At 44.7% G+C, this 22,607-nt stretch carries 17 protein-coding genes and 1 pseudogene; 10 read left to right on the top strand and 8 right to left on the bottom strand.

The window, feature by feature from the left end:
- The first annotated feature begins 1 nt into the window (after position 1).
- The gene (locus ACLD71_RS11300; protein WP_411990766.1) at positions 2 to 1,555 is read left to right on the top strand and encodes a tripartite tricarboxylate transporter permease; all 1,554 of its coding nucleotides are present in this window, start codon (positions 2 to 4) and stop codon (positions 1,553 to 1,555) included.
- Positions 1,556 to 1,720: 165 nt separating this feature from the next.
- Here the strand turns inward: ACLD71_RS11300 and sstT are convergent, their stop codons facing one another.
- The gene (sstT, locus tag ACLD71_RS11295; protein WP_411990765.1) at positions 1,721 to 2,944 is read right to left on the bottom strand and encodes a serine/threonine transporter SstT; all 1,224 of its coding nucleotides are present in this window, start codon (positions 2,942 to 2,944) and stop codon (positions 1,721 to 1,723) included.
- Positions 2,945 to 3,369: 425 nt separating this feature from the next.
- On the opposite strand from sstT, the gene ACLD71_RS11290 reads away from it, so the two are divergent.
- The 4 genes from ACLD71_RS11290 (at position 3,370) to ACLD71_RS11275 (ending at position 8,651) form a co-directional block, all read left to right on the top strand.
- Complete coding sequence (locus ACLD71_RS11290) at positions 3,370 to 4,122, top strand: TetR/AcrR family transcriptional regulator (protein WP_137672048.1); 753 nt, start codon at positions 3,370 to 3,372, stop codon at positions 4,120 to 4,122.
- 236 nt (positions 4,123 to 4,358) lie between these two features.
- On the top strand, positions 4,359 to 6,674 hold the full coding sequence (locus ACLD71_RS11285) for an efflux RND transporter permease subunit (RefSeq protein ID WP_221076308.1): 2,316 nt from the start codon (positions 4,359 to 4,361) through the stop codon (positions 6,672 to 6,674).
- Entirely contained in the window at positions 6,643 to 7,461 is an 819-nt protein-coding gene (locus ACLD71_RS11280; RefSeq protein ID WP_411990764.1) for an outer membrane lipoprotein-sorting protein, read from the top strand. The genes ACLD71_RS11285 and ACLD71_RS11280 overlap by 32 nt, the downstream gene beginning before the upstream one ends.
- A complete protein-coding gene (locus ACLD71_RS11275) occupies positions 7,461 to 8,651 on the top strand; it encodes a hypothetical protein (protein WP_411990763.1) in 1,191 nt (396 codons plus the stop codon). The genes ACLD71_RS11280 and ACLD71_RS11275 overlap by 1 nt, the downstream gene beginning before the upstream one ends.
- 649 nt (positions 8,652 to 9,300) lie before the next feature.
- Here ACLD71_RS11275 and ACLD71_RS11270 read toward each other — a convergent pair.
- A complete protein-coding gene (locus ACLD71_RS11270) occupies positions 9,301 to 9,543 on the bottom strand; it encodes a hypothetical protein (protein WP_411990762.1) in 243 nt (80 codons plus the stop codon).
- A 120-nt stretch (positions 9,544 to 9,663) separates the two neighbouring features.
- On the opposite strand from ACLD71_RS11270, the pseudogene ACLD71_RS11265 reads away from it, so the two are divergent.
- Positions 9,664 to 10,221 (top strand): annotated as a pseudogene (locus ACLD71_RS11265) (IS110 family transposase); the annotation flags it as partial.
- Between the two features lie 209 nt (positions 10,222 to 10,430).
- Here ACLD71_RS11265 and ACLD71_RS11260 read toward each other — a convergent pair.
- The 3 genes from ACLD71_RS11260 to ACLD71_RS11250 all read right to left on the bottom strand — a co-directional run bounded on the left by ACLD71_RS11260 (position 10,431) and on the right by ACLD71_RS11250 (position 13,230).
- A complete protein-coding gene (locus ACLD71_RS11260) occupies positions 10,431 to 11,423 on the bottom strand; it encodes a transposase (protein ID WP_411990761.1) in 993 nt (330 codons plus the stop codon).
- 195 nt (positions 11,424 to 11,618) lie between these two features.
- Complete coding sequence (locus tag ACLD71_RS11255; RefSeq protein ID WP_411990760.1) at positions 11,619 to 12,179, bottom strand: hypothetical protein; 561 nt, start codon at positions 12,177 to 12,179, stop codon at positions 11,619 to 11,621.
- Between the two features lie 355 nt (positions 12,180 to 12,534).
- Complete coding sequence (locus tag ACLD71_RS11250) at positions 12,535 to 13,230, bottom strand: hypothetical protein (RefSeq protein ID WP_411990759.1); 696 nt, start codon at positions 13,228 to 13,230, stop codon at positions 12,535 to 12,537.
- Positions 13,231 to 13,461: 231 nt separating this feature from the next.
- On the opposite strand from ACLD71_RS11250, the gene ACLD71_RS11245 reads away from it, so the two are divergent.
- The 4 genes from ACLD71_RS11245 (at position 13,462) to ACLD71_RS11230 (ending at position 20,071) form a co-directional block, all read left to right on the top strand.
- Complete coding sequence (locus tag ACLD71_RS11245) at positions 13,462 to 14,343, top strand: LysR family transcriptional regulator (RefSeq protein WP_137672053.1); 882 nt, start codon at positions 13,462 to 13,464, stop codon at positions 14,341 to 14,343.
- Between the two features lie 101 nt (positions 14,344 to 14,444).
- A complete protein-coding gene (locus ACLD71_RS11240) occupies positions 14,445 to 15,527 on the top strand; it encodes an efflux RND transporter periplasmic adaptor subunit (RefSeq protein WP_137672054.1) in 1,083 nt (360 codons plus the stop codon).
- Position 15,528: 1 nt separating this feature from the next.
- Positions 15,529 to 18,612 carry an efflux RND transporter permease subunit gene (locus ACLD71_RS11235; RefSeq protein ID WP_137672055.1) on the top strand — a complete coding sequence of 1,028 codons (3,084 nt, stop codon included), beginning with the start codon at positions 15,529 to 15,531 and terminating at the stop codon, positions 18,610 to 18,612.
- Positions 18,599 to 20,071 carry an efflux transporter outer membrane subunit gene (locus ACLD71_RS11230; protein ID WP_137672056.1) on the top strand — a complete coding sequence of 491 codons (1,473 nt, stop codon included), beginning with the start codon at positions 18,599 to 18,601 and terminating at the stop codon, positions 20,069 to 20,071. The genes ACLD71_RS11235 and ACLD71_RS11230 overlap by 14 nt, the downstream gene beginning before the upstream one ends.
- 141 nt (positions 20,072 to 20,212) lie before the next feature.
- Here ACLD71_RS11230 and ACLD71_RS11225 read toward each other — a convergent pair whose 3' ends face one another.
- The 3 genes from ACLD71_RS11225 to ACLD71_RS11215 all read right to left on the bottom strand — a co-directional run bounded on the left by ACLD71_RS11225 (position 20,213) and on the right by ACLD71_RS11215 (position 22,593).
- Positions 20,213 to 20,818 (bottom strand): YiiX/YebB-like N1pC/P60 family cysteine hydrolase, encoded by a 606-nt coding sequence (locus ACLD71_RS11225; RefSeq protein WP_411994814.1) that lies wholly within the window; start codon positions 20,816 to 20,818, stop codon positions 20,213 to 20,215.
- Positions 20,819 to 20,931: 113 nt separating this feature from the next.
- A complete protein-coding gene (locus ACLD71_RS11220) occupies positions 20,932 to 21,444 on the bottom strand; it encodes a PEP-CTERM sorting domain-containing protein (RefSeq protein WP_137672058.1) in 513 nt (170 codons plus the stop codon).
- Positions 21,445 to 21,708: 264 nt separating this feature from the next.
- Positions 21,709 to 22,593: a LysR family transcriptional regulator gene (locus ACLD71_RS11215; protein WP_411994813.1), complete on the bottom strand. Its 885-nt coding sequence runs from the start codon at positions 22,591 to 22,593 to the stop codon at positions 21,709 to 21,711.
- Positions 22,594 to 22,607 lie beyond the last annotated feature (14 nt).

Genomic DNA, 22,607 nt, shown 5'->3' with positions numbered 1-22,607 from the left:
GATGTTAGACGGAATTTTAGCAGGGCTTGGCACCGCAGTAATGCCAATGAATCTGATGATGGTAGTGGTGGGTTGCTTAGTCGGCACCTTTATTGGCATGTTGCCAGGCCTCGGCCCCATTACAGCTATTGCCTTGATGATCCCGCTCACTTATAGCTTAGAGCCTTCTTCGGGTTTAATTTTGATGGCGGGTGTCTACTACGGGGCCATTTTTGGCGCTTCTTCGTCTTCCATTTTAATCAATGCGCCGGGTTGTAGCGCAACTGTGGTCACCGCTTTTGATGGCAACCCATTGGCTAAAAAAGGCCAAGCAGGTAAAGCGCTAGCGGTGGCGGCTTACGCTTCGTTCACGGGCGGTACTTTAGGCGCAATAATGCTGCTGATTGCCGCGCCTGCGTTAGCCTCAGTATCTTTAAGTTTTCAAAGCGCAGACTACTTTGCACTCATGGTATTGGGCTTGTCGGCAGTGGCTGCATTCTCGGGCAAAGGCCAAGTGCTTAAAGCGATTATGATGACGATTCTCGGTTTAATGCTCGCTACAGTAGGTACCGATAGAAGCGAAGGCGTAGAGCGCTTCACCTTTGGTCAGCTAGATCTCATCGACGGTTTCAGCTTCTTACTACTGGCCATGGCAACTTTTGCCTTAGCCGAAACGTTAATGTCGGTGCTTAAACCTGAAAACCCAAACAACAGTGCCACTGAGCAAAAAATGATGTCGGAGCTGGGTAGCCTTAAGCTCACTAAAGAAGAAGTAAAAAGCGTGGCCGCGCCTACTTTACGCTCCTCTTTCTTAGGCTTTTTTGTGGGCGTATTGCCCGGTGCTGGCGCAACTATCGCGTCGTTTCTAGCCTATGGTGTAGAGCGTAACTTAGCCAAACCAGAAGATAAAAAACAATTTGGCGAAGGTTCACTCAAAGGGCTCGCCGCGCCAGAGTCGGCTAATAACGCAGCCTCAACGGGCTCGTTTGTGCCACTGTTAACACTGGGTATTCCGGGTTCGGGCACAACCGCAGTATTGCTCGGTGCGCTGATTGCTTACGGGATTCAGCCAGGGCCTAGAATGTACATTGAGCACCCAGATTTATTCTGGTCAATCATCATCTCTATGTACTTTGGTAACGTGATACTGCTTATTCTTAACTTGCCACTCATCCCCTACTTAGCCAAGTTATTGAATATACCGAGACCTTACCTCATACCGATGATTTTGCTGTTTTCTATCACCGGCGTGTACTTAGTATCTTTCAACAGCATGGACATCATGATAATGGTGGCGGTGTGTATGGCGGCCTTGGGTTTGCGCTTACTTAACTTCCCTATGGCGCCCATGTTGCTGGGCTTTATTCTTGGCGGAATGTTAGAAGACAACCTGCGCCGAGCACTGCTGATTGGCGATGGCGAACTGAGCTTTTTGTGGGAACGACCGCTCACACTAACCTTTATTAGCATCGCCGCGCTTGTATTATTTAGTCCTTTACTACGACCAATTTGGGAGCGCAGTAAAGCAAGAGCCGAATACGAACAAGCGAAACGTAAAGCGGCAACAAAAATATAGCTCAATGATGTTAAGTAATATTGGGATGCCCACTCCCCTCGATATCAGGGCATCCCAATTCCCTGATTAATTCCAGCATATTCAGCAAATAAAAAAGGATGGCCTAAGCCATCCTTTTTACTAAACAATTAACTGACGATGTTAGCCTTTACGCATAAATAGCGCTTAAGCTTTTTCCTCTGCAGCCTTACAGCATGCAGCAGTAAACAATACATCGGTAGAGCTGTTTAATGCCGTTTCGGCAGAGTCTTGCAATACGCCGATAATAAAGCCTACAGCAACCACTTGCATGGCCACATCGTTAGATACGCCAAACAAGCTACACGCTAATGGGATAAGCAATAACGACCCACCAGCAACACCCGAGGCACCACAAGCAGACACCGCCGCTACAACACTCAGTAACAATGCCGTAGCAAAATCGACTTGAATACCTAAGGTATGCACAGCCGCTAGCGATAACACGGTAATGGTAATCGCAGCACCGGCCATGTTAATAGTGGCACCAAGTGGGATAGACACCGAGTAAGTATCTTCGTCTAGCTTTAAGCGCTGGGCTAAGTCCATGTTTACTGGAATGTTCGCAGCAGAGCTACGGGTGAAGAAGGCGGTAACGCCACTTTCTCGTAGGCACTTAAATACCAACGGGTAAGGGTTGCGACGAATTTTGTAGAACACTAGCAGCGGGTTCATCACTAAGGCAATCAATAACATAGAGCCAATGAGTACCAACAATAGTTGGCTATAGCCTAGCAATACCGAGAAGCCGGTTTGCGCAATAGTGTTTGCCACTAAGCCAAAAATACCAATTGGCGCTAAACGAATAACAAAACGCACAATGCTTGATACACCCGCAGCCACGTCATTAAACAAGGTTTTGGTAGTGTCCGATGCGCTATGCATGGCAATACCTAAACCAATTGCCCACGCTAAAATGCCAATGTAGTTGCCATTCATAATGGCGCTAATTGGGTTATCGACAATTTTAAATAGTAAAGTGTGCAATACCTCGCCAATGCCTTGCGGAGGATTAGCCGAGGTTTCGGTGCTCACTAGCACTAACTCGGTAGGGAACATAAAGCTCATGGCTACCGCCGTTAACGACGCGGCAAAAGTACCAAATAAATATAAATAGATAATCGGACGAAGCTGAGTATTTTGGCCACGTTTATGGCTAGCTACCGAAGCCGCCACCAACACAAAAACCAATACCGGCGCTACCGCTTTTAAAGCGCCAACAAAAAGGCTACCTAACATGCCAATAGACGTAGCCGCACTAGGTGCTAAAACGGCCAAAATGCTACCGGCGATAATACCGATAAGGATCTGTAGCACTAAACTGCCTTGGGTAATAAATTGTAATATGCTGTTGTTTGATTGTTGTTTCATGCTTCTTATGGTCCTTTCGTGAAGCTATATAATTGGCGAAGGCGTAACCTTATAGGATGAAACACCATAATCACAGACAATAACCACATTAAATTGACACATCGCAAAAACTTTTCACTCACCTAGCTTGTACAAGCAATATACAAGTAAGGTTTACACCTAAAAGCCCAACATTTTTAGCTATTGCTCAACTGACTTAGTGTTGCAACTTTCCCTTAAGCTCAGTATTTACTTACACTTTGATCAGCTGTTCAGGTTTTTGTGGCAATTTTGCAAGCCGTCATTGGCTAAACAAACAGGCGCTTAAGCTAAATTAAGCACCAAAAGAAAAACATCAAATACAAATAAAACTTGAACAATTTTTTATCAAGGCGTATAACTTGACGAATCGTCACATTGTGACGAAGTGTCAATAACGAGAACAAATGAATACCAAAACCAGAAAAGCCCAAGAAATTGCTAACCGTGAAGAGTTGTTGCTCGATATTGCATTAGAGCTGATGGCTGAAACCGGCTTTGCTGGCCTAACAATGGATAAAATCACCCAGCGTTCGCAGTATTCAAAAGGCACCGTGTATAACCACTTTGCCTGTAAAGAAGATGTATTGTGTGCTCTATGCTGTCGCTCTATGCGTTTACAAATAGAGCTATACCAACGGATTAATGATTTTGCTGGTAGCACTCGAGAGAAGATGATTGCAATGGCCTATGGCTATCGCTTGTTTAATCGTCTTTACCCCACTCTGTCGATGGTAGTGTTAAGTATGAAAACACCTAACATCATGGAGAAAACCTCGAGTATTCGCAGTACCAGCGTAAGTGAACACGAAAACAAAATTGTCGGTATTGCGGTTAAGTTGATTGAAGAAGCTGTTGCTTTAGGTGACATACCAGCCAGCCAAAATGTAGATGCCAATGCCGCTACATTTGCCGCTTGGTCGATGGCCTTTGGCACCAATGCGCTAAGCAGCGCAGTGGTACATAAATCCAGCAAGTTTTGCTCTGCTGGCTTCGACAGCCAATACGCATTGCTATACAACGTAAATTTGTTGTGTGACGGGTTAAATTGGAAACCCTTGTCTAATCAACAAGATTACTTAGCCACTTGGCAGCGAATAGGCCAAGAGCTATATGCCAAAGAGTTGGCCATGCTGGAGCAAAACGAAACGCTGTATTAAGCGCTTTACGCAAACCAGCAATTAGCGAATAAAGATTTGTAAGTTCTAAGAGTAAAAGTGCCAAGTTGTTCTACTGTTGTTAAGTGGAATAATAAACGCACGCATTTAGATTCAATTAAAGCCGCCGATTACTGCGGTTTTTTTAAGCAAAGGAAGTGACGATTCGTCAATTTTAGACAAATCGTCATAATTCACTCTAAACCAATTGAATGGTGCAATTGGTAAAGGACAGGGCTATGGAAAAGAAATTTTTTAATCAAGTGATTGCCAGACCTTGGCTAACACTCATGTTATTAATGTTAGCCGTTGTAGCAATGAGCTCTGGCGGACGCTTTCTTACCTTTGTAGGCGATTACCGCATTTTCTTTGGTGAGGATAATCCTCAGCTGCAAGAATTTGAAAGCATGCAAAAGGTGTTTAATAAAACCGATTCGGTCACCTTTGTAATCTCCCCTAATGAAGGCGACGTATTCAACCCGCAATCTCTCACACTCATTAAAGAGCTTACCGACGACTCTTGGCTTATTCCTAACTCTACACGGGTCGACTCCATCACCAACTTTCAGCATACCGAAGCCGTAGAAGATGACCTTTGGGTAGAAGACTTATTGCTAGAGCTAGACATGCTAGATGCAGAAAAAGTATCCAAAATTGAGCAAGTTAGCTTAAGCGAACAACTGCTAGAAAACCGCTTAATTAGCCTAGATGGGCGCGTAGCAGTAGTGGCTGCCACCATCACCATCTCCGAAGACGATATGCAGGCCGAGGTACCTAAAACCTCGCAATTTGTACGCGAGCTACAAGCCAAGTACCAGCAAGCCTATCCAGAACATAAAATCTTGCTCTCTGGCATGATCATGATGAACAACAGCTTCATCGAACAAAGCCAGAAAGACATGTCCACTTTAGTGCCGCTAATGTTCTTGCTAATTTTAGTGATGCTAGCCATTTTACTGCGCTCGGTATTAGGCATGCTAGCTACCTTAGTGGTGATTGTAGTGACTATTGCCAGCACCATGGGCATGGCCGGTTGGATGGGCTTTGCACTCAATACCGTTACGGTAAATGTGCCCACCATGGTAATGACCTTAGCAGTGGCCGATTGTGTGCACGTTATCGCCTCAATGCTCTACGAGATGCGCCAAGGTAAATCTAAAAAAGAAGCCCTCGCCTTTAGTTTAAAAATAAACAACCGCGCTATTTTCCTTACTAGTGCCACCACTGCGATTGGTTTCTTAACCTTAAACTTCTCAGATTCTCCACCGTTTCAAGCCTTAGGCACCATTGTGGCAGTGGGTGTAATGCTGGCCTATGTGTATGCACTTACCATTTTGCCTGCTCTGCTTAACATTCTGCCCATTAAACAAACGCCGAGTATTAGCAGCCGTTCAAACTACGACCGCTTAGCAAACTTTGTGATTGATTCTCGCAAGTGGCTAATGCCGGTTACCCTAGTTGTGATTGTTGGCTTCTTAGCCATGATCCCACGCAACCAACTTAACGACGTGGCTACGGAGTACTTCAGCAAGCAGGTGGACTTTCGTCAATCCACAGACTTTATGGAGGAAAATATATCCGGGATTACCACCATTTCTTATGAAATAAGAAGCGGCGAAAGCAGCGGCATTAACCAGCCCCACTACATGCAAAAAGTGGCTGACTTTAGCGCTTGGTTACGCCAACAACCAGAGATCGACAACGTAAATAGCATCTCCGACATTATGCGTCGTTTAAACAAAAACATGCATGGTGACGACCCAAGCTATTACCTAGTGCCCGAAGAGCGCGAACTCTCTGCCCAGTATTTATTGATGTACGAAATGAGCTTGCCCTACGGCTTAGATTTAAATAACCAAATCAACGTAGATAAATCGGCAACGCGCTTAACCATTACCACCAAAAACATGGGCTCTATTGGCATGATAGCGCTAGAGCAACGTTCCTTAGATTGGTGGCAACAAAATGCGCCCGAGTACCGAGTAATCGCCGCCAGCCCTAACTTAATGTTTGCGCACATTGGCGAGCGCAATATGCCGCAAGCCCTCAAAGGTGCGTTTTGGGCACTGGTGCTTATCTCGGTGTTAATTGGTATTTCGCTGCGTTCACTGCGGCTCACCTTTATTAGCTTGCTACCTAACCTAGTACCAGCAGGCATTGGCTTTGGTATTTGGGCGCTAATTGATGGCAACATTAACCTTGGTTTGTCGATTGTTATTAGCGTTACCTTAGGCATTGTGGTCGACGACACCGTGCACTTCCTTACCAAGTACCAATATGCCCGCAAGCAAGGTAAATCTGCCGAAGACGCAGTACGCTACGCCTTTGTCACCGTAGGCAAAGCACTGGCTATTACTACCGCGGTATTGGTGGTTGGCTTCTCGGTATTAATTGGTTCAACCTTTACTATTAACTCCAATATGGGGCTACTTACTTCTATTATTATTGCCGTAGCCTTAATCATCGATTTCTTACTACTACCATTACTCTTGATTAGTTTTGACCGTGCAAAGGGAGCAGAAAATGCAGCAGCACTTCAACAAAAAACCGCTTAGTATGTGGCTTAATCGTGCCGCAGTTATCTGTATTAGCCTGTTGTTTAGCCAACAAGCATTAGCAGAAACCGCAGAAGAAAAAGGCTTACGCATCGCTCAAGAGCGCAAAGCCTTTGATTTAGGTTGGGTTGATTCGAAAGCCGACACAGAAATGGTGCTGTACAACGCGCAAGGCGATAAAAGCACCCGCTCTATTCGCATTCAGTCTTTAGAAGTAGAAGGCGATGGCGACAAAGCCTTAAGTGTGTTTGACCACCCAGCCGACGTAAAAGGCACTGCCTTTCTAAGCTTTTCTCACGCTCTCGAGCCAGACGAGCAATGGTTATACCTACCCGCCTTAAAACGGGTAAAACGCATTGGTTCACGCAACAAGTCTGGCCCTTACATGGGCAGTGAGTTTGCCTTTGAAGATCTAAGCTCATTTGAAGTAGAAAAATACACTTACACCTACTTGCGCGACGAAACCATTGCCGGCCAAGACAGCTATGTAGTGCAAAACGTACCGGTAGATAAGTACTCAGGTTATACCAAGCAAATTACCTGGATGGACAAAGAAGCCTACCGCGTACACAAAGTAGAGTTTTACGACCGTAAAGGACAGCTACTTAAAACCCTCACCATGAGTGATTACCAAGTGTATGCCGACAAACATTGGCGCCCTTCAAAAATGTTGATGGTGAACCACCAAACCGATAAAAAAACCGAAATGTTCTGGAATAATTATCAGTTTAAAACCGGCGTAAAAGAGTCAGACTTCAATAAAAACAAGCTTAAGCGAGCCCGCTAATGAGAGCGACCAACTCTGCGCTTGCAACAGCGCTAAGCCTAGTCTTATTAAGCACAAACAGCGCAGCTATGGAGCTGCGCGGCAATGTGGCTGTGCAATATCGTGGTTTTTTCGAGCAAGGTGCTTTCCCGGGTCAAAACCAGCAGCATCAAGGCTCGATAAGTGCCGAGCCCGAGCTGTACTGGGAGTGGAACGATGGCATCGACAGCATCACCTTTACGCCCTTTGCTCGGGCCGATTCCATGGATAGCGAGCGCACTCACGCCGATATTCGCGAGCTTAAATGGCTGCACCTAGCCGACGAATACGAGTTAGAAATTGGTATAGCCAAAGTGTTTTGGGGCGTAACCGAAACCCAACACTTGGTGGATGTGATAAACCAAACCGACTTTATCGAATCGCCCGATGGCGACGAAAAGCTTGGCCAACCCATGCTGCACTTTAATACCTATCAAGACTCCGGCATTTGGGATGTATTCATTCTACCGGGCTTTAGAGAGCGAACCTTTGCCGGCGTAGATGGCCGCTTTCGCCCACCATTACCGGTAGATCAAGATAATGCCCAGTATGAATCGGGCGCTAAAGACAAACATGTTGATCTAGCCCTGCGCTGGGCGCAAACCTTTGGCGACTGGGACGTAGGCACCGCCTATTTTCGTGGCACCAACCGCGACCCACTGCTAATTGCTAGCGCCGATGGCACCAAACTTACCCCTTACTATGAGCAAATGGACCAACTTGGCGTAGACCTACAAGCCACCATTGGCGATTGGTTATGGAAGTTTGAGGGCTTATATCGCAATACCAGCAGCAACAGTTACACCGCTGCTGTTGGCGGTTACGAATATACCCTAGTGGGTTTATTCGACAGCATTGCCGATTTAGGTTTACTCACCGAATACAACTGGAATAGTGACGGCAAAGAGGCCACCTCTACCTTTCAAAACGATCTCTACCTAGGCGCTCGCTTAGTATTAAACGACGCGCAAAGTACTGAGTTTTTGTTAGGTGGCGCGATAGACCTCGACTACAACACCAACGTCGTCACCCTAGAAGCCAGCCGCCGCTTTGGCGAAAACTGGAAAGGCGAACTAGATCTTTGGTACATCGACGCCGATGACCTTGCAGACCCAACCTACGCCTTTAGTAAAGACAGCTTTGTACAAGTAAACATGGCCTACTTTTTCTAAAAGCTACACAGGGAAGATGTTGCAAAAAAGCCCTCGTTGTTGAGGGCTTTTTGTTGGGAGAGAGTAAATGGTTTAATCGAAAAATAACGCTTGCGTAACCAGTGGCGTGTCGTGTGCGCCATCCTAGGGAGCGAAGTGACCGATTTGACGCACTTGTTAGGTATATTTCTTCAACCTGTCTTTATGCTTTTTTATCAGTTTAATGCGTTCACGATTGGGCTCCCGCATTTGTAGCTTCGCTATTTCTGTTTCTAATGCGTGCTTCGTTTTGACCTTTTCGACTCTCGAATCGTCAGCCAGTTGTCGACGAAACGCGAAAATCTCAGCGTGTAAAATGTCCCAAAGCTTAACTTTGCTTTTAGGAGGAACTTTGATAGTCGGGCCCAAGAAATACATTGGGTAGCCACAATGCTGGCATTTAGTCACAGAACTTATCTTCCCGATAGATTCCGGTCTATCGTGAGTAACCCTGCGCCAAGTTGGCCTGCGCGTAACAACTCTGCACTTGAAGCAAACCAAGTTTCCAAAACATGCCATAGTTGATACCTAACGCCGCTAAGCAGAGGCAAATTTGTTTTTAGCGCACAGCGCGTTAATTTGTACTGCCAGTTCGCTGGCGAACTGGCTTGGTTTGTTAAGTGCTAGTTGATCAATCTTGAAAAACTAATTCTAAGCACTCTTGCGCACCATCAATTAAGGACTTTACCTGAATTGATGCCTTGGGACTCAGATCAGAATATTCATCATCGAGATAATCAATTACTTCTTCTGCACTCCAAGGTCCAAGAGAAGCCATGTAATCAGGATACTGATCTTGAACCTCTTTCCATGATTCGTAGGCCTTTTTAGAAAGAAGCATTGAATCTTGGGTGTGAATTATAAATATACCCATATCTTATTTTGGCACTTAGACATAATGACTCCCCAAGAAGGTGCTGATCTCCAACTTCGTGGGTTAGCTGAAAGCCAGAGCCATAATAGTTAATGATAATAAACTAGATTGGAGATCAGCATGAATAAACATAACATACTTTTTATTGGCCTAGATACTCACAAAGAGTTTGTTGAAGTCGCCTATATTGAAGACCAACGCGGGGCGCAAGCGGTTCACTTCGGCAGAATATCTAGCGCTAAAGCCGCCATTGTTAAACTGGCCAAACAGCTTCACTCTAAATACCCAAGAGCCACCTTACACTTTGTCTATGAAGCGGGGCCTTGCGGTTACTGGATATACCGCCTGCTCACCAGCCTTGGCCATTGTTGCTATGTGGTCGCCCCGTCACTTATCCCTAAAAAGCCAGGCGATAAGATAAAAACCGATAAGCGTGATGCACTCAAACTTGCCAAGCTGCTAAAAACCGAAGACCTAACACCTATTTACGTCCCAGAGCCTGAGGATGAAGCCGTACGGGATTTATCGCGTGCGCGTGAGACCGCTATGAAAGACTTAAAGGATGCCAAGTATCAGTTAAAAGCCTTGCTACTACGTAATAACATTAACTATGCGGGCACTGCCAATTGGTCGGCTAAGCACCTACGCTGGCTCACCGAGTTAGTGCTCCCCCACCCAACAAGAAATAACAGGACATCCAACTTATCTTGTTTTGATTAATAATAACCCTTAAGCCAAAGTTTTGGGTGCTTGTTAGATTTTTTGAGGCGTAAAGCAACTAAAGAAACATGCGATAAGGTCGTTGGGCTTTAAGTGGCAAAATGCAGCTACAGCTAAGCCCTCAATTGAGCTTAAGAGATGCATTGGTAGGTTTTATGTGGGTTACGCTAGCTTTCGCAGAGTTGTAATTTACTATGAGTGGCACACCAGCGCCGGCCTGTTTGGCTAGCATGTTGTTGCAGATGTTTATTTGAGCCAGCCGCGCTAATAAAGTGGCGGTTAAAGTCTTTCACCACACTTAGCCAGTCTTTCTGGTTAATGTTAAGCCGTGTCATTATTGGTAATATATTGGCGGGTATTGCCCCGCGTTTATCGGCGCGTACACAGCGGCCTGTCCAGTCTACTAACTCTAGATATTCATAAAGGTTAAAGGGTAAACCGGGGGTGGGGTCACCATGGGCTTTATAACCGGAAAAAGGTAACACCGTTGAGGGTTGTAGGTTTTCTTCTGATTTAGCGGTTTTTAGCGCCTGCATGCGCAGTTGCACACTGGTAAAGTCAGACTCTTCTGGGGTATCAGCCATTTGGGCTCTGACTGGGTTTAAATCTACATAGGCCATACAAGCCAGTACGGCGGCTTCATCTAATAAAGCTTGAGATTTAAAACGGCCTTCCCAAAATCGGCCCTTGCATTGCTCTTCTTTATTCGCTTGGCGAGCTATGTGCTCGTTAAGGCAGCGCATAAACCAAGAGATATCAAATAAGCGTTTACGCCAGTCTTCCAGTTTTTCTATAGACTTAGGGTAGTTTTCATCTTTGGCTTGTGGGTCACTAAGGTATTGCTCTACCACATTGTGGCCTGCAAACAATTGCTTCCATCGGGTATTTATCTCGCGATAACTCCACTGCTCTGCCTGCTTTTGGTTTACTCGTAATACCAAGTGGTAGTGATTGCTCATTACTGCATAGGCACAAACCTCAACCGAGAACACTTGGGCTAGTTGAGTAAACTTATCCACTATCCATTGTTTTCGATGCTCAAAGCTTGCCCCCGTTACCCTGTCTTCACCACACAAATAGGCGCGTCGAACACAGCGACAAATGCAGTGATAGTAAGGTGTGCTGTCTAAACAAATTTGTTGGTCACGGGCGCGAGTCATAGCTATTCCCCTTCTAGTGAAATTAAGCCTAGAAGAAAGAAATTAAATCGTCAATTTTATGGGTGTCCATTATTTTTGTTCATTGCTGAGTTTTTTTACCTGTTTTATAAGCTGGCATAAACACCTCATCTTGTTTGAGTGAAGTGTCTACTGAATCGGATCAACTACATGTTCCGTTTAATTGCCTTGTTAGGTTTAGTCCAACTGCCCAAGTAAAATAGCTTTGCTTTCACCTGGCATACGCTCAAATTGATGTGGACATACGTTATTCACTTCATTAAACATATTTGCACACTTGTCCAAAGAATTATCTGAAGATATCGACACCAAATTAGCAATAAGGCCTTGTGTTGGTGATAGTTTAATTGTTTTTTCAAATTCGATTACTGTATTTCTCAAATTTGTGTTGCTTTGCAACGCACACACTAATCGAGTGTACTCAATAACTTTAGGTGGTATCGTATTACACTCATTATCTAAATCTACTAGTTGGACAACTACTTTATTGTATGCATTCATAAGTTTACTATCGAATGCTTTGCTTTCATCAAAAACCCCAATAATCCCAAAAATTAGTGTGGCGCCAGCCCATAACGGCAAGTACTCTTCAAAGACCTCCCCAAATAATATTGCAACAGTGACTCCAGCAAATAGCCCTGAGAAAGCTGATGACCAAAAACCCAAGTACCCTTTTATGGCAAAAGAAACCAAACCAGCTAATAACGCGAAAATGCCTACCCACTGTCTCCATGTCATATCAGTCATTCCTATTTATGTGTATATAAAAACCTAACAGCTTATTAACAGGAAAATTCCTTGTTTAAAGAAGGAATTTTTCCTCTTATCATACATTTGATAAAGTCCAGACTATCACCTTTCCTGAGCTACATCAGCTACCTAACTCTAAAAGTAACAAAATCATCAGCATGAAAGTATGCAAACACTTGTAGAAAGTAGGAATTGCAGATTGCCTGTATAAAATCACACAAAATCTGTGATTTTTATGTCTTTAGCTAAGCGCTCTTTCCACAGCAGTATTCGTGAATAAATGCAGATAAAAGGCTTAAACTCAGCAGCGCTAAACACTACTGAACTTAAGCCATACTCATCACTAAAAATACATACTGGCTTGCAACCACGTTACGGTATCTTTTTTAGACACTTTACTGTCTGCGGTATGCTCCACTTTAAAGCCTACCGACACGTTGTCTAACACCATGTAACCGCCACCCACTTCAATTTGCGGAACATAGTCTTTAGCACGAGTAATGTACGTAGCTTTAGGGTTTGCATATAGCCAGTGGCCGTCGTCAAATGCATACATTGCATACAAACCTGCTTGTACCAAGGTAGAGTCTTTAAACTTTTCTTTACCGTCGTCAGTTTGCATTTCTATTTTGCTGCTCATGTAACCACCGTACAGCATAGGAAATAGCGAAATGTTGTTAGTAATGTCGAATTTGTACATTCCCCCTGCCATGGCGGTAGTGGTGTTTCTGTCGCCCATTACATCTACCGAGTACCCTAAACCGTCGTTCACTTTGAAGTAACGAAGACGGTAGTCATAATCGACTTTACCTTCAGCATCTTTTTTGTCGCCCGCTCCAAGGTCAGCAAAAATCATGTTGCCAGCCCCCCAACCAAAGGTGCTGTTTAACTGGGTACGGTCGCTAGAGCGAGACACACCTACCGAACTAAACGTGGCTGTTGGGTCTCCGTAGTTAACATCGCCATTGGCTGCGTTGTCTTCGGCCATCGCCACCGTTGAAAGGCTTACAATGCTTAGGGCTAACAGTGTTTTTTTCATAATATGTCCTGTAGATGTCTTTAAGTTGATGGACACACTTTAAACAGCCTTTAGAAAAACCTTAAACTCGCAGCTTAAAGCCTAGCTAATAGGTGAATAGCTAAACAGCCTCTTATTAGACGCTTAAATACCTAGAAATAACTCAAGCTTACTTTGCAGCTAACACTTGAATTGGTGAGAAATGTTGTTAGGCTGCAGCTAGTTTGTATCTAATTTGGAGACAATGAGATTATGCGTGTTGAAGACTTGTCGTTATTTATCAAAGTGGTTGAATCAGGTAGTTTTAGCGCCGCTGCTCACTCATTAGACTTGCCTCGCGCCAACGTAAGTCGGCGTATTAACGAATTAGAACAAGGCCTTAATACCCGCTTATTTGTTCGGACTACGCGTAAGTTAAACTTAACCAACCAAGGCCAGCAATACTACGAAAGTGTGCAAGATATAATGCGCCGCTTAATCGACGCAAACAGCGCCTTGCAAAGCCATACGTCTACACCTACAGGTCAGGTTAAAGTGGGGGTAAACGTGGGGAGCGATTATTATCTTATCGACATTACAAAGTCGTTTAAAAAACGCTACCCCGATATTGATATTGAAGTACGTTACTCTAACGAAAGTTACCAAGGGTTATTTGAACACGGCCTTGATATGGCGATGTACATTGGAGATTTAACCGACTCAAGTTTTGTGGCGAGAAAGCTTGGTGGTTTTACTAAAATAGTGGTGGCTAGCCCCGCTTACCTAAAAGCCCACAATACACCCAAAACACCGCAAGACTTATTACAGCACAGTTGTATTGTGTATCGCCGTCACGATCAAAAATTGGAAAACCGCTGGCAATTTTCTAACCAAGACATAGAAGTGAACCATCATCACATTAGTAATAACTATACCCATATTGCTCAAGCGGTAGAAGCCGATTTAGGAGTTGCCTTACTGCCCTATATTTTGGCTTACCCGATGCTCGAAAATGGTAGCGTATGTCACTTAATGCCAGAGTACTTATCACCCGCCGAAGACGCTTGGATGGTTTATCCAAGCCGTAATGGTTTAACGCATGCTGCGCGTTTACTTCTAGAGCATATTATTTCGCGGATCCCAACCTACATCTAATTGTCACGAAATTCGTGACACACATGTTCTCTATTGCTAGCAGATAGCCACAATTAAAGTGTTTACTATGCACGCTCTAAATTTATCTTTCGGGGCAAGCTATGAAACACTCCTATATCGCTATAGCGTTAAGCGCAACATTACTTAGCGCTTGTAGTAACGAACAACCAGCAGAAACCATTCACACCAAGTTGCGTCCGGTTAAAGTTATTAACCTTAGCGCAGCTACCCTGCTGGAAAATCAACACTACAGTGGAGTGTTAAGCTCTAGCACCAGTTCAAAACTGGCCTTTCGAGTGCCGGGCACAATAGAAGAAGTGCTGGTTTCTAGCGGCGAATCGGTAACTAAAGGCCAGCTACTCGCCCGCCTAGACCCACATGACTATCAAGTAAGCTTACTGGAGCTACAGGCAAAACTCGCCGAAGCGACTGCCGCGCAAACCTTGGCACACAATGAGTACCAGCGTGTAGAACGAGCCACCAGAGACAACGCCATTGCTCCGGTAAACTTAAACCGAGCTTTAAGCGGTAAGCAACGTGCCGACGCCATGGTAGAAGTGGTAAATCAAAATATTCAACGCGCTAAAGATGCCCTGCGTTATACCGAGCTTCGCGCCCCGTTTGATGGTGTAATTGCTCAACGTTTTGTAGAAAACTTTGAACAAGCGGTACCTGCGCTACGTGTATTTACCTTACATAAACCTGAGCAGTTAGAAGCGGTTATTGATGTACCAGAGAATCAAATTGCCAACTTTAAACTTGGTCAGAATGCCCAAATCACTTGGCATAACCAAGATCAAAGCTTGCCAGCTGAGTTAACAGAAATTGCCACGGTGCCAGATTTAGTCAAGCAAACCTACACCGTAACCTTCACACTTAATCAAGCCACTAAAGACATCTACCCAGGTAAGTCTATTCAGTTGGCGCTGGCTCAAGATGCCTCTCAGCAAACTCGCTTCTGCCTGCCTCATTCAGCTTTATTGCTAGATGGTTCTAGAGCCAAAATTTACCGTGTAGAGCAGCAGCAAGTTAAAAGTGTTGCCATCGACATTGTTAACCAAACTCAACAGCAAGTGTGTGTATCGGGCGACTTACGCCAACAAGACAAAATTATTGTGGCTGGAAGCCATTACCTTAAAGAAGGACAACAGGTAGGTGAATTGCTAGAAGTGAAGGGAGGTTAATATGAACTTAGCTGAATTTGCTATTAGGCAGCGCACCTTTGTGTGCTTTTTTACCGTGCTATGCATAATCGCCGGTATTGGTTCATACATTGGTTTAGGCAAACTAGAAGACCCGTCGTTCACCGTAAAAAGTGCGGTTGTGGTAACGCTATACCCTGGTGCCTCGGCGCAAGAGGTAGAGCAACAAGTTACCGACAAAATTGAAACCCGTTTACAAGAAATGGGCGCAGTGTGGAAGCTTCGCAGCTTATCTCGCCCTGGTAGCTCGATGATCTTTGTTGATCTAAAAGAAAACACCGCATCAGAAGAGCTGCCCCAGCAATGGGACTTACTGCGCCGTAAAGTAAACGACGTAAAATTAGATCTCCCTGCCACTGCGCAAATTAGCATAGTGCAAGACGAGTTCTCAGAAGTGTACGGTATGTTGTTTGCGGTATATGGCGAAGGGGTAGAACCCGCCGAACTTAAACAACAAGCTAAAGAACTACAACGCCGACTAAAAGCTGTAGACGGCATTAAAAAAGTTGAGCTACACGGTCTGCCACAACAAATCGTTACTATCGACTTACCTAATGAACGTTTAGCTGAAAACAACCTTTCTAGCCTACAGGTGTTTAACCAGCTTACTACCCAAAATATGGTGCTTGATTCAGGCAGTTTTAAAGTGGGTGAAGAACGCATTCGAGTGAGCCAAAACGGTACATTCAGCAATGTTAATGACATTAAAAACTTACTGATTAAATCTGGTGTTGCCAATGTAGGTAGCGGCTTAATCCGCTTGGGCGACATCGCCGACATTTACTTGGACTACCAAACACCCGCGCTATCGCAAAGCCGCTTTAACGGACAACCAGCGGTTACCATTGCAGTAAGCCCAGTGGACGGTATTAACGTAGTGGCCTTAGGCGATACCTTAAAACAAGTATTAAGTGACTACACCAGTGATCTGCCCGTTGGCAGCGAAATAGGCACGATTGCTTTTCAGCCTGATGAAGTACAAAAATCTATCAATAACTTTGTAAGCAACCTAGTTGAGAGCATTGTTATTGTGGTTGCAGTATTGTGGATCTTTATGGGTTTACGTAGCGCGGCCATTGTAGGCTCTAGCTTGCTGGTTACGCTGCTTATTACTCTTATTTACATGCTCTTGGCTGGGATTGATTTACAACGCGTATCGGTAGGCTCATTTATTCTGGCCTTAGGCATGCTGGTAGACAACGCCATCGTCATTACCGATATGTTTAAAGCTAAACTTGCTCAAGGTATCGACCGTTTTGAAGCCGCCACCAGCAGCGTAAAAGAAACTGCTGTTCCTTTATTGGCTGCTACCGTCATCGCTATTGCGGGCGCAACGCCGGTATTACTATCACAAACTGACGCCGCAGAATTTGCTGGGTCGGTATTCCAAATATTGTGTAGCTCACTATTGCTTTCATGGCTAATTGCCATGACCTTAACGCCACTCATGTGCTGGACATTTATTAAAGTAGACCCAACACAAACTGAACAAGCAGAGTCGAAGTTAGTAAAAATGTCTCGCCGAGTATTAACGTGGGTAGTGGCAAAACCGTTTAGCGCTATTGCCCTAGTGATTCCAGCTCTGTTAGTTACCGCGTTAATAGTGCCAAAAATTGCCATTAACTTTATGCCAGGCTCTGACCGCCCGATTGTATTTCTCGATTATTGGCTACCCAATGGCGGGCAAACTGAAATTGTTTCTCGCGATATGCTAGCAATTGAAAAGTGGTTACTAGAACAGCCAGAAGTAACCAGCATCTCTAGTTACATTGGTGCCAGTGCCCCGCGCTTCTCGGTTACTGTTGAGCCAGAACCTTATGATAGTAGCTATGGGCAAATACTCATTAATACTCGTGACTTTGAGTCTATTGACACCTTAGTAGAACGTGGTGATCGTTGGTTAATGCAACAATACCCCAATGCAGAGCCACGCTTTAGAAATCTAAAACTAGCGACCAAAGATAAGTTTGCCCTTGAAGCCCGCTTTAGCGGCCCAGATCCAAAGGTATTACAGCAGCTGTCTGAGCAAGCGCAAGCCATTTACAACGCTCATCCAAACACTAAGTATGTTCGTGACGATTGGCGCCAAACTAGCAAACAGTTAGTGCCGTTAATGAATCAAGACAAAATGCGCCGTGCGGGTATTAACCGTAGCGATGTTGCATTGGCTATTCAACGAGCCTCTAGTGGTGTGGTTGTGGGTGCGCTGCGCCAAGGTGATGAAACTTTGCCAATTAAATTACAAAGCACTAACACCGATATTGCGCATTTAAACAATTTGCCAGTGCGCTCACTACTTGGCTTACATAGCGTCCCCCTTAGCCAAGTGATTGACGGCTTTGAAACCCGCGAAGAACAAAGCCTAATTTGGCGCAGAAACCGCGTGCCTATTATCACCGCACAAGCCGCAGTATTTGGTGCCACGCCATCGGATGTACGTAAAGAGATAGCGGAGCAAATTTTAGCCATAGAATTACCCCACGGCTACAGCTTTGAATGGGGCGGCGAATACTACGACGAGAAACGCGCGCTAGACGATACCATTAGCCAAATTCCGAAAGCAGTCATCATTATGGTGATTATTATGGTGGCTTTGTTTAATGGTCTTAAACAGCCCGCTATTATTCTAGTCACGCTGCCTTTAGCCTCTATTGGTTGTGCCTGGACCCTGTTCTTATTTGATAAGCCCTTTGGTTTTATGGGCTTAACCGGCGCAGTGGCTTTATCGGGAATGATTATTAAAAACGGTATTGTACTCATAGACCAAATTGAACTGGAGCGTAAGCAAGGTCGTAGTATTAACGATGCCATTATCGAATCTACGCTTAACCGTACTATGGCTATCTCTATGGGCGCGCTAACCACCGTATTAGGTATGGTGCCGCTACTTACCGACCGCTTATTCGACCAAATGGCAGCCATTATTATTGGTGGGTTAGTCGTCGCCACCTTCCTGTCGCTAATTATTATGCCTGCTTGGTATCGGATCTTTTACCGTAACGAAGAACAAAGCCAACCTGAGCCTGAAGCTGAACCATCTGTGGAGCTTAGCCATGAAAACAACTAAATCTTTTATTCTTAAGCCCAGCAAGGCATCAATACTGCTGTTGTCGGTATTTGCCACTGGCTGTTCTATGGGGCCAGATTACCAAGCGCCGAATCCAGATATGGACGCCGCATACTCAGCGCAAACTGAGCAGCTAAGCACGCAACAAACGGTAACCAGTGGTTGGTGGTTACAATTTAACGACAACACATTGAATAGCTTGGTTGAGCAAGCCCAGCAGCAAAACCTAAACATAAAAATGGCAGCCAATAGAGTACAGGCGGCTCAATCTTACCGAAATGCCGTTGCCTCGTTTAAAGTGCCAACGGTAAGTTTAGGGGGCGGCTACACGAGCTACCAGTTAAGTAAAAATGATCCGCTAACTGGCCCAGCCTTTGGCATCGACAACCCATTGGGAGGTGGTCAGCTTGATTTACTGGAACGGCAAAATGGCGGCTTCTTTGCTGGCGCTAACGTTAGCTGGGAAATGGACTTATTTGGTCGTATAAACAAGCAAGTAAGCGCCGCTGAAATTCGTGGTGAGCAAGCTGAAATATACCACCAAGGTATGCACACTTTGGTCACTGCAGAGATAGTTAATAATTACCTGCAGTACCGCGGTGCTCAGCAACGTATTGTTATTGCCCAACGTAATATTAACGAGCAAAAAACCGTACTTAAGTTAGTTAAATCGTTAAGTGCTAGCGGTTATGGTTCTGAACTAGATGTTGCCAAAGCGCAAAGTGCTTTGGCCCTTAGCCAAGCAGCCTTACCGCAGTTAAACAGTGCCGAAAATGTGCACTTACATCGCATGGCATTAGTACTTGGGCAAAGCCCTTCGCAGCTAACCCAACAGCTTAGTGCCAACAGCGAACTGCCTAACTTTAATGGTCTAATTCCAGTGGGTTTGCCGTCGGATTTACTGACTCAACGTCCCGATATCAGCATTGCTGAGCGCGAGATGGCTGCAGTAAATCAAGAGCTAGCGGCAACGGTAGTGTCAGACTACCCTCGGTTTTTCTTAACCGGTGGACCGGGTTTAAGCGCAGAAAACTTTGATGATTTATTCAAAGCTGATTCTGGTGCTTGGTTAGCTTCGGTTGGCGTGCAATGGACATTGTTTGATGGCGGTCGTCATGACGCAATGGTAGAAATACAGCAACAGCGCTTTGATAATAGCGCCCTGCATTACCAGCAAGCAGTAAACGCCGCATTTATTGAAGTTGAAACCATGCTAATGGCTTACGGCAATAGCCAAGAGTTTGCCGTCAATATTGACCAAGCTAGTCAGCAAGCAAACATTGCACTAAGTAAAGCTAACTCGCTATACCGTGCCGGTTTGATTGATCACTTAGCAGTGCTCGATGCCCAGCGCCAGCAAAACCTATTAGAAGATGCGCAAGTGTTAGCCAAGCTACAAACTGCCAACATCATTGTGGGTTTACATAAAAGCTTAGGGGGCGATTGGTCACTTAACTAAATAAAGCTGTTTTGACGCCTTGGTATCACTCCTGGAGTAGCTGTTCTCGATTTACTGTCTCTTCCCAAGGCGTCCTTTTTCAAGGGTTGTTAAAGCCGTTGACCAAGAAGGTTCCAATTCTTAGTCAAAACGCCAAGCCGGTTAATCCGTAGAAAAAAGATCAACTTCCCGAGAAAGATAAAAGCCATTATTTAGTTGGGTAAGTTGGCCTTCAGAAAAGTTAGCTGGCGTATATTCATTAGAGGGTTTGTCCCCACCTAACAAGCCCATACATTGGTAGGCGGCTGCCACTAATTCACTACAAAACAACGACGATAAATCTTCTTGGTTTTCACCAAAAGGCCCCTGCCAGCCAGCGCGCGCTAACTCCCAAAAGCTTTGTTCGTAATGCCGACCTTTTAAGCGCTCTAGTAAGCTCATGAGTTCAGCAATTGCAACATCTGCTAACTCGCCCCCCATTAATTGGCGAACTGAAATACTACCAAAGTGTTTTTTCACTCTTTCATGTAAAGCTACCACTTGCACACCATTGCTGAGTTGCTGGCTATAGAGACATTGCTCGCCAGTGCCGGGAACCGCTTCCCACATGGTCGTAAAGTCGTATTGGTCTAACTGCAATACCATACCCACGTGGCTCCACTTACTAAACGTGCCGTAACGAATAATGTCACTGCTTAAGCCTTTACCCGAAAAAAAGACTAAATCCCCAGTTTTTAACCGCTTAGCTAATTGCTGCCGCTCCAGCATATTCCATGCTCTCCAAATCATCCTTAATGCAGATTTATATGATAAAAATAAAAAGCCTGCAATGATGCAGGCTTAAATCAATAAATCTAAAGGTGGAGCTAACTAAATACTCATTAAGTGCGGCGACGCAACGCCAAACCCAATAAACCACACAACATAATTGCTAGGCTTGCTGGTTCACTTACTTGTGCCGCTAAAGGGATATTGTTAAAACGAACCAATAAGGTTTCTTGATAACCACCGTTAGGTTGGCGTGAGATTGGGTCGTCAAAATCACAATGGCTGTGGCGATTATCGAAGTATTGCGCTGCACATATCTCCGTATCCTTAAACAAACTTTTGGCTGGAATATTGGCAAATTCCTCTACACTGGCAAAACGCCAAATGCTTACACCTAAAGCTGCATTTAAGGCATCATCGTAAAGCCCGCCTGCATATTCCCAGTTATCGACTAACTGGCTACAGCCACCTGAACAAGGTGAAGCCCATACCCAATCAAAAATGTCGCTGGTTACAATCACATCTTCCAGAGGATCTAGTGCGATCACCGTGGCTGCTGATTGTTGAGAAAACACCATGCTTAATAAAAGCATGCTCGATATTGTTATTTTTTGTAATAATTTCACTTTCCGCTTTCCTTGCTATTTTGGTCATTGCCGGCGCTGGGATGCAAAAAATATTCCTATATATCAACACCTTTAATTACAAAGACTTAAACCTAAGAGTGATAATTCAATTTTGATATATGTAAAAATAGCTGACACTAAAATGTGAATCTAACTAAACAAAATGCTTATTAATCAACAATTAATAGTTCAACTGTTGAAAAAATACCGCTTAAGGTGAACGGGCACCTAAATGTGACTTAAGTCACTCTTTGTTCAACTTGCTTAGTTATCGTTCGCTGTTAAGCCCTGCTGCATAATTTGTGACACTAACTTAAAGCGACTAGCCAGTTGCTGATAACGACGCTGCACTAGGTAAATGGTTTCATCTACTGGCTTAGCTAAGTGATGAATGGCTATTTTACTGGGCTCAGAAAAAGCCGCCACGGCATGAGCTGGTAATACTGTGAAACCTAAGCTTCGAGACACAGGTTCTAAGATCAGGGAAATTTGGTTTGAGAAGCCTTGAAGTCTAAATTGCTCAAGTTGTTCAAACTCGGGATAGTTAGCCGACAACAACAAATTTGCATGGTGAGCACCATCTGGATGATCAATGTAACCTAAGTTTTGTAAGGCTTGCCAGTTAGGCTTATTGCAACTGGCGGGGGTCACCAGCAGTAAGGCTTCTTTGGCAAAAACTTGTGCGCTTAACTCACTCAACTGCGAAGGGCGGGTAATAAAGCCTAAGTCTAACTGGCGTTCTGCCAATAGCTGCTCAATTCGTGCGTTAGGCGCAAACTGATAGTCAAATACTAACTTAGGATACTGCTGTTGTAAGTCCAATAAACTGGGGTATAGCTTTAAACCCAAGCTGCCGGGGCTGGCAATTCTACATAAACCAGTATGTGGATCATCTTGCTTTAGGCTTACCTCTAATCCACTCAGTTGGGCCAGAGTAACCTGCGCTTGCTGATAAACCCTGTGGCCCGCTTCCGTTAAGTTGAAGCTTTTGCCTTCTCTTTGCAACAAAGGCGTTTGAAAATGATCTTCCAGTTTACGTATTTGTTGGCTAACTCCTGGCTGTGTCATCGCCAGCTTCTCGGCCGTTCGGGTAAAATGCCCTGTTTCAACCAAGGTACAATAGGTTTGCAACCAATCTAGATTAATCATAATAAAATCTTATC

The organism is Agarivorans sp. DSG3-1, from assembly GCF_046774965.1.
Classification (GTDB): Bacteria; Pseudomonadota; Gammaproteobacteria; order Enterobacterales; family Celerinatantimonadaceae; genus Agarivorans.
Note: the sequence above shows the minus strand (reverse complement) of the source record. Positions and strands in the feature narration are given on the sequence as shown.